Genomic DNA, 13,386 nt, shown 5'->3' on the forward strand with positions numbered 1-13,386 from the left:
GGTTTCAGCTTATTCGTAGACGGCCTTGCCGTCGGCAGCCTTCACTTCGCTCTTCCAGGCGGTGCGAACGGTATCGATCACCTCCTTGGGCAGCGGGATGTAGTGCAGCTTCTCGGCCGTCGCGCCGCCATCCTTGTAGGCCCAGTCGAAGAACTTCATGACTTCGGCCGACTGCTTGGCGTCCTTGGGATCCTTCGGCAGCAGGATGAAAGTGGTGGAAACGATCGGCCAGGAGGTTTCTCCGCCGACGTCGATCATCGAGACGGCGAAGTCCTTGGCACCCTTCCAATCGGCCTTGGCGGCTGCGGCCTGGAACGCAGGAACGGTCGGCTTGACGACCTTGCCGTCCTTGTTCTGCAGCTGCGTGGTGGTCAGGCTGTTGTTGGCGGCATAGACATATTCGACATAGCCGATGGCGCCCTGGGTGTTCTTCACGGCGCCGGCGACGCCGTCATTGCCCTTGGCACCCGAACCGGTCGACCACTGCACCGAGGTGGCGGCGCCGATATTGCTCTTCCAGTCGGGGCTCACGGCCGAAAGATAGGACGTGAAGACATAGGTCGTGCCCGAGCCGTCGGCGCGGTAGACCGGGGCGATGTCGAGATCGGGGAGCTTCACATCCTTGTTGAGCTCGGCGATCTTCGGATCGTTCCACTTGGTGATCTTGCCCTGGTAGATGTCGGCGATGATCGCGCCGGTCAGCGTGAGCTGGTCGGCGGACACACCCTCGATGTTCACGATCGGCACGATGGCGCCGATGACGGTCGGGAACTGCAGCAGCTTGGCAGCGGTCAGCTTGTCGGTGGCCATCGGAGCATCGGAAGCGCCGAAATCGACAGTGCGGTTGGTGATCTGGGTCTGGCCGCCGCCCGAACCGATCGCCTGGTAGTTCAGCGCGGTGCCGGTCTTGGCTTTGAAATCGCTACCCCAGGCATTGTAGACCGGGGCGGGGAAGGTGCCACCGGCGCCGGTGATGTCGGCAGCGAAGGCGGCGGTCGCGGCGATCGTGCTGGACAGGGCTACCGAAGCGGCGAGCGCGAGGAAGGAAAGCTTCACGGTCTATCTCCGTTGTTCTCTGGACAGGCGCTACGATCGTTTACCGGTCGGCAACCCTGTCTACGGCGCGACTCCTAACAAGCCGGCAGCAACGGTTCTATGACAGTTAGGCTATCGTTTTATGACAAATAAAACCGTTATAATTCAATTGGTTGATGGTATTCTGTCAACCGCGTCGCAACGGTGGTGACGCGATTGTTAAAACCCGTCGAAACCCTATGACGATGGCTGCAGCCTCGATCGTCATGCCGGATTCGGGGATACCGGCCTGTCCTTGTTCGCGTGCCCGGCGATTTTCGAGGCCAAATCAAAGATTTGGTGAAAATCGCCGAAGGAGCCGGCAGTTCCTGAAAATGCCTCGCTGTGTCAGTCGATCTGGTCGATCCGGACCGAGAAAACCGTGCTTTCACCCGGTACGCTCTCAATGCCCAGGCGGCCGCGGTGGCGCGCCACGATGTGCTTGACGATGGCGAGCCCGAGGCCCGTGCCGCCCTTCTCGCGGGATTTCGCAGCATCCACCCGGTAGAAGCGTTCGGTGAGGCGCGGTACATGCTCCGCCTCGATGCCCGGGCCGTAATCGCGCACCGTCACCACCGCCTCGCGGCCCTTGCCCTGCGGCTTGGGTTGCGAATCGAGGGTAACCTCGACCTTGCCGCCGGACGCGCCATATTTGATGGCATTTTCCACCAGATTCTCGAAGACACGGATCAACTCGTCCCGCTCGCCCCGCACTTCCAGCATCGGGACGCGCTTGTCGACGCTGAGCGTGACGCTGCGGTCCTGGGCGAGGGGCCCGAGCGTATCGGCGACATGGCCGACCACCGCACCGAGCTCGACCGGCTTGTCGGGCTGGACATGGGCATTGAGCTCGATGCGCGAGAGCGACAGGAGATCGTCGATCAGCCGGGACATGCGATTGGCCTGGGACCGCATGATGTCGAGAAATTTTTCGCGTGCAGCCGCGTCGTTGCGGGCCGGTCCCTGCAGGGTTTCGACGAAGCCGAGCAGGGAGGCGAGTGGCGTGCGCAGTTCGTGGCTGGCATTGGCGACGAAATCGACCCGCATCTGTTCGACACGGTGGCGCTGGGTGACGTCGCGCAGCACGATCACCACGAAGGCCGTGCGGCCGTTCTCGCCGGCAATGGTGGAGATCTGCGCCTCGATGACGCGATCGATCGGTACGCGTTCGGAATATTCGATCTGCCGGCTGGCCCCGGTGTCGAGGGCCGAGCGGATGGCATCGATCAGTTCCGGCACGCGCAGTGCATAGGTCAGGGCTTCCGAAATGCGCAGATTCGGCACGATGTCGCGGGCGCGGCGGTTGAAATAACGAACGGCAAGCTCCGAATCGAGCACGATGACCGGATCCGGAATGGCCATCACCAGATCGTCGAAGGAAGGCTTGCCGCCACCCTTGGGAAGAGTGGGCTGGATGCTGCCGTCATGCCCGCCGGTTGAGGGAATGGTGCCCGTCGCGGCGACGATCATGGCGAAGATGAGCAATCCATGCCAGGGATTGGCGCCGTCCCACAGCACGAGAGCGGCCAGCAGAACCGCGATCGAGAGCACGAGCCAACGGCGACCCCAGATGCGGTTCAGGATGTTTCTGTTCGAACTCACCGGACCAGCTACACCGCTCCAGGCCAATTTCGTCAAGAGCCAGGAGCGTTCCATCACCATCGACATTGCGGCTTTCCATCCAAAGCGTTTTGCGATTTGACGGATTGGTCTCGAATCGCAAGGACGCGTCCAACCAGAGAGCCAGGGCAAAGGGCGTTTCTACCAGAATGCGCTTTGCTCCAGGCGTTGTGGAAATCGTTCATGCTGGCAATGTAGACAGAGCGATGACAGTTTCACGACGATCGCGCGGATTTGGAGAGGTTCCATGACAAAGAAGGCGGGCAAGCAGACGGATGAAGCGCTCAAGAAGGCGATTGCCGGGTTTCGTCTCGATGATCTCGACCTGCCTCCGGAGATCGACGAGGCAGCTTTCCGGTCGGGCAACTACCCGCACAAGGAAAAGCTGAAGTCCAAGACCTATGAACGGGATCTTCGCGCCTTGCAGATCGAGCTCCTCAAGGCGCAGACCTGGGTCAAGGAGCAGGGCGAGCGCGTGGTGGTGGTGTTCGAGGGGCGGGACACGGCCGGCAAGGGCGGTGCCATCCATCGCTTTACCCAGCATCTGAGTCCTCGAGATGCGCGCGTGGTCGCATTGTCGAAACCCACGCCCACCGAGCAGGGACAGTGGTATTTCCAGCGCTATGTCGGCCAATTGCCGACCAAGGGCGAGATCGCGATCTTCGACCGCTCCTGGTACAATCGCGGTGGCGTCGAGCCGGTGATGGGGTTCTGTACGCCGGAACAGACCGACAAGTTCCTGCACGAGGCGCCGCAATTCGAGGCGATGCTGGTGCGTGACGGCATCCGGCTGTTCAAGCTCTTCCTCACCATCGGCCAGGCCATGCAGCTCAAGCGCCTGCATGCGCGCTATGCGGACCCCCTCAAGCAGTGGAAGCTCTCGCCGATCGACCACCAGGCGGTGGGCAAATGGGACGACTATTCCCAGGCCTATGACCGCATGCTGGCGGCGACCGATACCGTCGACACGCCCTGGACCATCATCAAGGCCAATGACAAGCTGCGCACCCGCCTTGCCGCCATCCGCGCCGTGCTGACGGATCTGCCCTATCCCGACAAGGACGAGAAGCTGGTGGGTGGGCAAGACAGCAAGATCGTTCTGAGCGCGGAGCGTTTTCTCGCCAATGGCGGGGAGGTCTGAGACGCCTGCAACGCGGGTCCGCCGATGACCGGCTCTATCCTCGGATGCCGATCATCTCCACCTCGTGAGGGAGTGCAGGAGACCGGCACACCAATCCTGCCCGCTTGGGGAACCAGGCGCCCGCCCGCACGTTTTCATCGTGGCGGCCGGCCGATCGCGGTTTGGGCGAATGTCGTGCCATGACTTTGCCCGGTGCCCGACCCGTGCCGCCCCGTACAACGCGACGAGGGAGCGCAGCAATGCCACACACGACCGAACAGCGTATTCGAATGAAGGCCTACGAGATCTGGCTGCGCGAAGGCTGTCCGGAAGGCAGCGATCTTCGCCACTGGGAGATGGCCAAGAAGTTCATTGTCGGCGAGGAGGCAAAATCGACGCTGACCTCCCGTTTCTATGACGTGCACGAGCTGAATGAGAAGGGGGAGCCGGAGGAAAAGGCTGTCCCTGCTGTTGCCAAGCCCAAGACCCGCCAACATTGAGCCGTGTCGGCGGCTTGCCGGACATTCGCATTGTCCATCGCCTTTGGGCCTTGCTTCTCTAGCGGCTAGAGGAGTTAGGGTCCCTCCTGTGCCGCGGCATTGGAGTTGCGGCAGTGGCGAGGGGTTAGGATGGGACACGGGCACGCGCACGGGGCGGTCTCGCGCGGAGAGACGACCGCTGGCCGCCACAAGGGCAGTTTGCTGGCTGCCCTTGCCTTGACCGCGGCCTTCATGGTGGCCGAGGTGGTCGGTGGCTTGTGGACCGGCAGCCTCGCTTTGCTGGCGGATGCCGCGCATATGCTGACCGATGCCGGCGGCCTGGCCCTGGCCCTGATCGCCATCCGTTTCGCCGAACGGCCCGCCACGCCGCAGAAGACCTATGGCTATGTCCGGACGGAGGTCTTGTCGGCGCTGACCAATGCCGTCGTGCTGCTGCTGCTGACCGTCTACATTCTCTATGAGGCCTATGAGCGCTTCCGCAATCCGCCCGAGATCCTTGGCGGCCCGATGCTGGCCGTTGCCGCGACAGGGCTGGTGGTCAACCTGATCAGCATGAAGCTCCTGTCCGGCGGTTCCTCGGAGAGCATCAACGTCAAGGGTGCCTATTTCGAGGTGCTGTCGGACATGCTCGGCTCCCTCGGCGTCATCCTGGCCGCCCTCGTGGTGATGCTGACGGGCTGGACGCTGGTCGACCCCATCATCGGCGCGGGGATCGGCCTGTTCATCGTGCCACGCACCTGGATCCTGCTGAAGCAGGCGGTGCACATCCTGATGGAAGGCACGCCGCCCGAGGTCGATCTCGCGCTGCTCGAGAAGAAGCTGGCCGAAATTCCCGGCGTGGTCGCCGTGCATGATTTGCATGTGTGGACGATCACCTCGGGGCTCGATGCCATGAGCGGCCATCTGGTGCTGGCCGACATGGCGAGGGCGCGCGAGGTGCTGGCGGCGGCGCGTGAGCTGGTCGGGCATGAGTTCGGCATCGGCCATGTCACGATCCAGACCGAGGATCAGGCATTGCGTGAGGCCGAAGGCGAAACCAGGCTGTAACGGCTATCCGGATCCGGCAGGCTCAATCGACGGCCGCGCGCCGATGCAGCGAGAAGCCGGTTTCGCCTGGCGTCTCGAGCCCGGCCCGCAGCTGCATGGTCGGGATCAGATAGTCGCCGGCATTCTGGCGCCGGTAGGGGATGGGCGATGTCGATTGCAGCGTTCGCATCCTGTCGCGCAGGCGTTCGGCCAGGGGCTCGAAACCCGCTTCCTTGAGGCCATCGGCGCGATAGGCCACGAAGGGCGGCAGCACGTCATAGCCGGGATAATAGAGAATGCCGTGATGGATCGGGAACAGGAGGTCGTCGATCGGGCCATTGATGCCGCGCGGCGTGTAATGCTCTTCCCAGCCTCCGGCCGTCACGATCAGCATCGCGCGCTTGCCGGCCAGGCTTCCCTCGCCATACCGGTCCCCCCAGCGCTGCTCGCTGTGCTCACCCACGCCATAGGCGAAACCATAGGCGAAGACGCGGTCGACCCAGCCCTTGAGGATGGCCGGCATGGTGAACCACCAGAGGGGAAATTGCAGGATGAGGACATCGGCCCAGAGCAATTTCTCGATCTCGGCCTTGACGTCGTCGGTCAACGTGCCGGCCTCGAAGGCTTTCTTGGAGGCTTGCACCGGCATCAGCCTGGCTTCGGCTTCCTGAGCCGGAAAATCGGCCTGGTCGACCTCGGATTTCCAGTTGTCGGCATAGAGGTCGGAGAGGCGAACTTCGTGGCCCTGGGCCTCGAGTTCGGCGATGGCGACGTCGCGGAGCCTTCCGTTGAGCGAGCGGGGTTCGGGGTGTGCGAAGACGAGCAGGACTTTCATGGGTGTTTCCAGGAATGAGAAATCATTCCTCAAAGCTAGGGAAGGTTCCTATAATCCGCTACATCGAGAGAATGCATAATATTGTGCCGGATTATGGATAAATCAGACGTCACTCTGGAGCGCATGCGCAGCTTTGTCCGTGTCGCCGAGCGTGGAAACTTCTCGGCGGTCGCGCGCGAACTGAATATCGGCCAGTCCAGTGTCACGCGGCACCTGAGCGAGCTCGAGGATGCGCTGGGCGTGGCTCTTCTCAGCCGCACGACCCGGCGTGTCTCTCTCACCGAGGAGGGCAGCCGTTACTATGCCCATGCCGTCCAGATCCTGCGTCTCGTCGAGCAGGCCAGCGACGAGGCACGACAGGGGCATGGCGAGCATGCCGGCACGGTGCGCCTGTCCTGCACGGCGGCTCTCGGGGTTCGGCATATTGCCCGCCTGCTCTTCGCCTTCCAGGATCGTCATCCCGACATCAGGGTTGAATTCAGTCTCACGGACGAGCGAATCGATCTCGTCCGAGAAGGTGTCGACCTGGCGCTGCGGCTCGGACCGCTGAGCGAGAGTTCGATGAAGAGGCGGTCGCTGGGCCGAAGCCGGCGGGTCCTCGTGGCAGCGCCGGACTTTCTGGCCCGGCACGGCCGGCCCGAGACTCCGGAGGACCTGGCGGGCCTCGAGGGCATACGCATGTCGAACATCGCGGGCAGCGAGACGCTCGTTCTCGAGGGGCCGGACGGAAGCCGCCATGCCGTGCCCTTCGGCGGTCGCCTGCAGGTCGACCACGGACTTGCGGCGCGCGAAGCGTTTGCTGCCGGCCGCGGTTTCGGCCCGACCCATGTCTGGCTGGTCGACGATCTCCTGGAGCAAGGGCGGCTGGAGCCGATCCTGCCTGACTATGCGCCGCTGCCGACACCTTTGAACATGCTCATCGTGCCCGAACGCGCCGGCATTGCGCGTGTCAGGCTGTTGATCGAATTTCTCGTCGGCGCGATTGCCCGCCTGCCGGGCATCGATGCCAAGGCCCCCTGAGGGCTGTCGCCCTAACGCTATGGCCGTGCGCCTCAGCCGCACATCGTTCCGGTTCCTTGCGATGGCGAGATAATGCACCTCTGGGTTGCAGGTAATATCAAACCTGTCAAAAGAGGGATGGAGAGACGTTTGCCCGAGCCAATCGATTCGGGACGCGTTGCTGCATTGCCTTCACGCTGGGTGGGGTGAGCGCAGCCAGGCCTCCGAACCCATGAAGCGGCGCCCATGAATCTGGAAGAAAAGCGTCTTGCAGTTACGCGTAGGCTCGTCGGGGAGGTCGCCGACAAGCTTGGGGCGGATCTCAGCCTCGAATTGTGGAACGGCGAAGTTCTGCCGCTCGGACCTCATGCCAGAGACGATATCCGCTTCGTGTTGCGCTCGCCCGAGGCGATACGCCGGATGTTGACGCGCCCGAGGCTGATGACGCTGTTCGAGCTATACGCCGAACAGGAAGTCGATATCGTCGGCGGAAGTCCCCTCCAGGCAGCGGCACGCTGGAATCACAGCAAGGCACTCGCCACGGGGCGGTCATTCCCCAAAATGAAGTTGTTGGGGTTTGCCACGCCCTTCCTGTTCGGCCGCATGGCCAAGGCAGCCCCGCTGCCCAGCTTCGATGGCTCCGTCCCGATGCACTATGCCAAGGGGCGGGACGACAAGGAACTGATCCAGTTCCACTACGACGTCTCGAACGAGTTCTATCAATTGTTCCTCGATCCCGAGATGGTCTATTCAGCGGCCTATTTCCCCAGCCCGGAAGCCTCGCTCGAAGATGCGCAGCGGACCAAGCTCGACCGTATCTGCCAGAAGCTTCAGCTGAAACCCGGTGACCGATTGCTCGACATCGGTTGCGGCTGGGGCGGGCTGGTCTGCCACGCCGCCAGGCACTACGGCGTCACGGCCTATGGCGTGACGCTGGCGCAGCGCCAGCTGGAATTCTGCCAGGCGAAAATCGAACGGGAGGGGCTGGGAGACAAGGTCAAGGTGGAATTGCGCGATTATCGCAACATCGAGCCATCGGGGCAGTTCGATGCGGTCGCGCAGATCGAGATGTTCGAGCATGTGGGGCTGAAGAATCACGACCGCCATTTCATCCACATGCGTGACCTGATGACCCCCGACGGCCGCTATCTCCATCAGGCCAGCGTGCGGCGTGCCTTGTTCGACATGTCCAAGTTCGGCCGGGAAACGGCCTATATGAGGGTCATCCGTCGCTATATTTTCCCGGGGGGCGAGATGGACCATATCGGCATGACCGCGACCAATCTGGAGCGGCATGGCTTCGAAATCCACGACATCGAGCCGATGCGCATGCATTTTTACCTGACCCTCAAGCGCTGGGTCGACAATCTCTGGGCGAACCGGGAGAGGGCCAGCGCCATGGTCGGCTGGGAACGCACGAGGCCATGGCTGCTCTATTTGTCGATGTGCTGCATCAGTTTCCAGCGCGGCGGTATCAATGTGTTCCAGACCGTGGCAACCCGGCGCATTCATGGTCCATCGATCCTGCCCCTGCGAAGAGCGGAGTGGTTTCAGGAAGTCTGAATGTCCGCTGTCTATCGTAAATGCATCGGCCTGCGAGACATGAAGGCATCGGACTCGGTTCAGGGGCCAGGTCCGATGCCGTAGGGACTGTCGCATCGTCGTCTTTGCCAAAAAACGGTGTCTGCCTTTTGGCACGACGCCCTATAGTCTGAAGATGCGCTTGGGCAGCAATTCGCCGCTATCGAGTTCGGCGAGGGCGACCAGCGTGCCGCCGGACATCACCGCCGCCACGCCTTCGAAGACCGGCGCGTCGCGTCCGCGCAGGATCACGCCCTGGCCGCGGGCGAGGCGGCCGGCGTCATTCTGGGAAACCACCAGGGTCGGCAAGGCCTCGAGGGCGGTTTCGACCGGCAGCAAGGCTTCCGCCAGCGGCGGCAGATCGGTGGCACCTTCCTTCATGGCGCGCAGTTCGTCCGGCGTCACCGCGTCCTGCTCGTCGAAGGTGCCGACCACTGCCCGGCGCAGGGCGGTGACATGGCCGTAGCAGCCGAGATCCCGGCCCATGTCGCGGGCGAGTGCCCGGACATAGGTGCCCTTGCCGCACTCCGCCTCGAAGGTGGTGGCCTCGCGGGAGTATTCCACGATGCGCAGGGCGTGCACCTCGATGTTGCGGGCCTCGAGCTCGACCTCCTCGCCGTCACGCGCCAGGTCATAGGCGCGCTCGCCATCGATCTTGATGGCGGAAAAACGCGGAGGGACCTGGCTGATCACGCCGGTATAGCGCGGCAGCAGAGCCTCGACCTCGGCCCTTTCAGGCCTGGCGTCGGAGGTTGCCACCGGGCCGCCCTCGGTGTCGTCGGTATTGGTCTCCACGCCCCAGGCCACGGTGAAGCGATAGACCTTGCGGCCGTCCATGACATAGGGGACCGTCTTGGTCGCTTCGCCCAGCGCGATGGGCAGGATGCCGGAGGCCAGGGGATCCAGCGTGCCGGCATGGCCCGCCTTCTTGGCGTTGAACACGCGCTTGACCACCGAGACGCCCTGGGTCGAGGTCATGCCGACGGGCTTGTCGAGGATGATCCAGCCATTGACCTCGACACGGGTAGAACGGGGAGCGCTCATTCCTCGTCCTCCTCCTGGCCCGGCAGCTTTTGCTCGAGATCGCGGCTGACGTCCGGCTGGCGCAGGAGCGTATCGACCTTGGAGGCGTAGTCGAAGGTCGTATCGATGAGGAAGCGGAAATTGGGGGCGTATTTCATGGTCACCCGGCGGGCGATCAGGCCGCGCAGATATTTGGCATGGGAGGCCAGCGCCTTGATCACGGCCTCGCCGTCCCCGCCGCCCAGCGGCATCACATAGACGGTGGCGACCTTGAGATCGGGCGACATCCTGACCTCGGGCACGGTGATGACCTTGCCTTCGAGCACGGGATCCATGATTTCGCCGCGCTGCAGGATGTCCGCAATGGCATGGCGGATCAGTTCCGCGACGCGGAGCTGACGCTGCGAAGGGGCCTTGGAGGAGGAGGGGGTAAGACGGGGCATGGTGTTCTTCTGGGAGCGCGGACATCCTGTCCGCTCTTTTCTTTTCATGGGCTGGAGCGCTGTCCGAAACAAGAGCGGACAGGATGTCCGCGCTCCATAAAACAGCAATGGCCGGGCGAAACCCGGCCATTGCTTGATTTTCTGCCGAGACCGATCAGAGCGTACGCTTGATTTCCTCGACGCGATAGCACTCGATGACGTCGCCCGAGCGCATGTCCTGGTAGTTCTCGAAGGCCATGCCGCATTCCTGGCCGACCTGGACTTCCTTGACCTCGTCCTTGAAGCGCTTGAGCGTGGACAGCTTGCCTTCGTGGATGACGACGTTGTCGCGGATGAGGCGGACATTGGCACCACGCTCGACATGGCCGTCGGTAACGCGGCAGCCGGCGACCTTGCCGACCTTCGAAATGTTGAACACTTCAAGGATCTGGGCGTTGCCGAGGAATTCCTCGCGCAGGGTCGGTGCCAGCAGGCCGGAGAGCACGCCCTTCACGTCATCCACGAGGTTGTAGATGATGTTGTAGTAGCGGATCTCGGTACCGGTACGCTCGGCCGCCTCGCGGGCTTCCTTATGCGCACGCACGTTGAAGCCGATAACGGCAGCGCCCGAGGCCTCGGCCAAGGTGATGTCCGACTCGGTGATGCCGCCGACACCCGAATGGATGACACGTGCCTTCACTTCGTCATTGCCCACCTTGTCGAGGGCACCGATGATGGCTTCCACCGAACCCTGCACGTCGGCCTTGACGACCAGCGGCAATTCGCGGGCACCGGTGCCGGCCTTGACGGCCGCCATCATGTCGGCGAGCGAGCCACGGCCGGTCGACAGGCGCACGGCGGCGTTCTCGCGCTTCTGGCGCTCGCGATATTCGGTGATCTCGCGGGCACGAGCCTCGTTCTCGACCACCGCGACGCGGTCACCCGCTTCCGGCGTGCCGTTGAAGCCGAGCACCTCGACCGGCACCGACGGGCCGGCGGCCGGCATGGTGGCGCCGATATCGCTGACCAGGGCGCGCACGCGGCCCCATTCGGCGCCGGCGACGACGATGTCGCCGACCTTGAGCGTGCCGCGCTGGACCAGCACGGTCGCCACCGGACCCCGGCCGCGATCGAGCTTGGCTTCGATCACGGTGCCTTCGGCCGCACGATCGGGATTGGCCTGCAGGTTGAGGATCTCGGCCTGCAGCTGGATGGCTTCCAGCAGCTTGTCGAGATTGGTGCGCTGCTTGGCGGAAACCTCGACTTCGAGGGTCTCGCCGCCCATGCTTTCGACCTGGACGTTGTGCTGGAGAAGCTCGGTGCGCACGCGCTCGGGCTTGGCATCGGGCTTGTCGATCTTGTTGACCGCCACGATCATCGGCACCTTGGCGGCAGCCGCGTGATTGATGGCTTCCACCGTCTGCGGCATGACGCCGTCATCGGCTGCCACCACCAGCACCACGATATCCGTCACCTTGGCGCCGCGGGCGCGCATGGCGGTGAAGGCGGCGTGGCCGGGCGTGTCGATGAAGGTCACCTTGCCGCCGAGCGGCGACGTCACCTGATAGGCGCCGATATGCTGGGTGATGCCGCCGGCTTCGCCGGAGACGACATTGGCCGAGCGGATGGCATCCAGCAGCGAGGTCTTGCCGTGGTCGACATGGCCCATGATGGTCACGACCGGCGGGCGCGGCTCCAGATGATCGTCGATGTCGGCCTCGTCGAACAGGCCTTCCTCGACGTCCGCTTCCGAGACGCGCTTGGCGGTGTGGCCAAGCTCTTCAACGATCAGCTGCGCCGTATCCGCGTCGATGACGTCGTTGATCTTCTTCATTTCGCCCTGCTTCATCAGCAGGCGAATGACGTCGACCGCGCGTTCCGACATGCGGTTGGCGAGTTCCTGAATGGTGATCGCTTCCGGAATCACCACCTCGCGCATGATCTTTTCCTTGGCCTCGACATGGCGATGGCCGGTCATGCGCTGGGTGCGGCGGCGGAAGGAGGCGACGGAGCGCGTACGCTCGTCCTCGTCCCCGGTCGCACTGGTGACGGTCAGGCGGCCGCGGCCCTTCTGTTCGGTCGTGCGCGGGGTCGCCTCGCGACGCGGCGCGGCGGCATTGCCACGCCCGGCGCCGCTGGGGCCGCGACGAACGCCACGGTTGCCGTCATCGTCATCCGCAACGGCGCGAGCACGAACCGGTCCACCGACATTGCGGCCGGCGGGCGGCGTGATGGCCGGCTCCGAAGGGGTGAAGGCCGTGGCGCCGCGATTGGCACCGAAGCCGCCGGGACGGCGGTCACCGAAGCCGCCACCGCCTTCGCGCGGCGGACCACGACGTTCACCGAAACCGGTGCCGCCCTCGCGCGGCGGACCACGGCGTTCGCCGAAGCCACCACCCTCACGCGGCGGACCACGGCGCTCGCCAAAGCCCGAACCGCCTTCACGCGGCGGACCGCGGCGTTCACCGGCCGGCCCTGCGCCGCCTTCACGGGGACGCCTGTCACCGAAGCCGGAACCGCCTTCGCGCGGCGGGCGCCGGTCACCGAAACGATCGCCGGAGCCTTCGCGCCGGTCGCCATAGCCGCTCGGCCGGGCCGGTGCGGCTCCTTCGCGGGGCGCAGGTGTGGCTTCGCCAAGATGGCGTCGTGCCTCGGCCTCGCCATGACGGCGGGTTTCTTCCTCGCGGCGATGACGCTCTTCTTCTTCGCGCTTGCGGATTTCGGCGGCCTTGCGCTCTTCCTCACGGCGAGCTTCCTCGGCCGCGCGGCGCACCGCTTCCTCGGCCGCGCGCTTACGCTCCTCGGCTTCGCGGACACGGGCTTCTGCCAGCACGCGGGTGCGGGCATCCATTTCCTCGCTGGAGAGCGTGCGCAGAACCATGCCGGCACCCGGACGGTTCGGACGCTGCCCCTGGGGGCGGCCTCCCATCGGCTGTCCGGGCCGTCCACCCTGCTGGGGCCCACCGGAACGTCCCGGGGCGGGAGCGGCCGGACGCGATGCCGGGGGAGCGGCAGCGGCGGGAGCCGCGGGGCGAGGAGCCGCCGGGGGCGCTGCAGCCGGAGCCTGAGCCGCGGGACGCGGGGCCGGTGCTTCTGCCTGCGGGGTCGGAGCCGGAGCGGCAGCCACCGGAGCGGCAGGCTTCTCGACAGCGGCCGGCGCGGGCTGAACCGGCGCGGGCGTCGGGG

At 64.4% G+C, this 13,386-nt stretch carries 11 protein-coding genes; 5 read left to right on the forward strand and 6 right to left on the reverse strand.

Features of this window, described 5'->3' with window-relative positions; genetic code table 11:
* Nucleotides 1-9: 9 nt before the first annotated feature.
* On the reverse strand, nucleotides 10-1,056 hold the full coding sequence (pstS, locus tag QM672_RS29885) for a phosphate ABC transporter substrate-binding protein PstS (protein ID WP_311944226.1): 1,047 nt from the start codon (nucleotides 1,054-1,056) through the stop codon (nucleotides 10-12).
* Between the two features lie 366 nt (nucleotides 1,057-1,422).
* Nucleotides 1,423-2,742 carry an ATP-binding protein gene (locus QM672_RS29890; protein ID WP_415086959.1) on the reverse strand — a complete coding sequence of 440 codons (1,320 nt, stop codon included), beginning with the start codon at nucleotides 2,740-2,742 and terminating at the stop codon, nucleotides 1,423-1,425.
* Between the two features lie 199 nt (nucleotides 2,743-2,941).
* Here QM672_RS29890 and ppk2 point away from each other — a divergent pair, with 199 nt between their 5' ends.
* From ppk2 to QM672_RS29905, 3 genes are all read left to right on the forward strand, one after another.
* Nucleotides 2,942-3,835 carry a polyphosphate kinase 2 gene (gene ppk2 / locus QM672_RS29895; RefSeq protein WP_367625303.1) on the forward strand — a complete coding sequence of 298 codons (894 nt, stop codon included), beginning with the start codon at nucleotides 2,942-2,944 and terminating at the stop codon, nucleotides 3,833-3,835.
* A 239-nt stretch (nucleotides 3,836-4,074) separates the two neighbouring features.
* Complete coding sequence (locus QM672_RS29900; protein ID WP_415086961.1) at nucleotides 4,075-4,314, forward strand: DUF2934 domain-containing protein; 240 nt, start codon at nucleotides 4,075-4,077, stop codon at nucleotides 4,312-4,314.
* Between the two features lie 129 nt (nucleotides 4,315-4,443).
* Nucleotides 4,444-5,361, forward strand: a complete 918-nt coding sequence (locus QM672_RS29905) for a cation diffusion facilitator family transporter (RefSeq protein ID WP_415086963.1) — start codon at nucleotides 4,444-4,446, stop codon at nucleotides 5,359-5,361.
* A 22-nt stretch (nucleotides 5,362-5,383) separates the two neighbouring features.
* On the opposite strand, the gene QM672_RS29910 is transcribed toward QM672_RS29905, so the two are convergent.
* Entirely contained in the window at nucleotides 5,384-6,175 is a 792-nt protein-coding gene (locus QM672_RS29910; protein ID WP_415086965.1) for an NAD(P)H-dependent oxidoreductase, read from the reverse strand.
* Between the two features lie 93 nt (nucleotides 6,176-6,268).
* On the opposite strand from QM672_RS29910, the gene QM672_RS29915 reads away from it, so the two are divergent.
* On the forward strand, nucleotides 6,269-7,195 hold the full coding sequence (locus tag QM672_RS29915) for a LysR family transcriptional regulator (protein ID WP_415086967.1): 927 nt from the start codon (nucleotides 6,269-6,271) through the stop codon (nucleotides 7,193-7,195).
* Nucleotides 7,196-7,420: 225 nt separating this feature from the next.
* Complete coding sequence (locus tag QM672_RS29920; RefSeq protein WP_415086969.1) at nucleotides 7,421-8,737, forward strand: class I SAM-dependent methyltransferase; 1,317 nt, start codon at nucleotides 7,421-7,423, stop codon at nucleotides 8,735-8,737.
* Between the two features lie 141 nt (nucleotides 8,738-8,878).
* Here the strand turns inward: QM672_RS29920 and truB are convergent, their stop codons facing one another.
* The 3 genes from truB to infB form a co-directional block, all read right to left on the reverse strand.
* The gene (gene truB / locus QM672_RS29925; protein WP_415086971.1) at nucleotides 8,879-9,799 is read right to left on the reverse strand and encodes a tRNA pseudouridine(55) synthase TruB; all 921 of its coding nucleotides are present in this window, start codon (nucleotides 9,797-9,799) and stop codon (nucleotides 8,879-8,881) included.
* A complete protein-coding gene (rbfA, locus tag QM672_RS29930; protein WP_311944238.1) occupies nucleotides 9,796-10,221 on the reverse strand; it encodes a 30S ribosome-binding factor RbfA in 426 nt (141 codons plus the stop codon). The genes truB and rbfA overlap by 4 nt, the downstream gene beginning before the upstream one ends.
* 154 nt (nucleotides 10,222-10,375) lie before the next feature.
* Nucleotides 10,376-13,129 (reverse strand): translation initiation factor IF-2, encoded by a 2,754-nt coding sequence (gene infB / locus QM672_RS29935; protein ID WP_376717779.1) that lies wholly within the window; start codon nucleotides 13,127-13,129, stop codon nucleotides 10,376-10,378.
* Nucleotides 13,130-13,386: the final 257 nt, after the last annotated feature.

It is taken from the genome of Labrys sp. (in: a-proteobacteria), assembly GCF_047605565.1.
GTDB classification, from domain to species: Bacteria; Pseudomonadota; Alphaproteobacteria; order Rhizobiales; family Labraceae; genus Labrys; species Labrys neptuniae.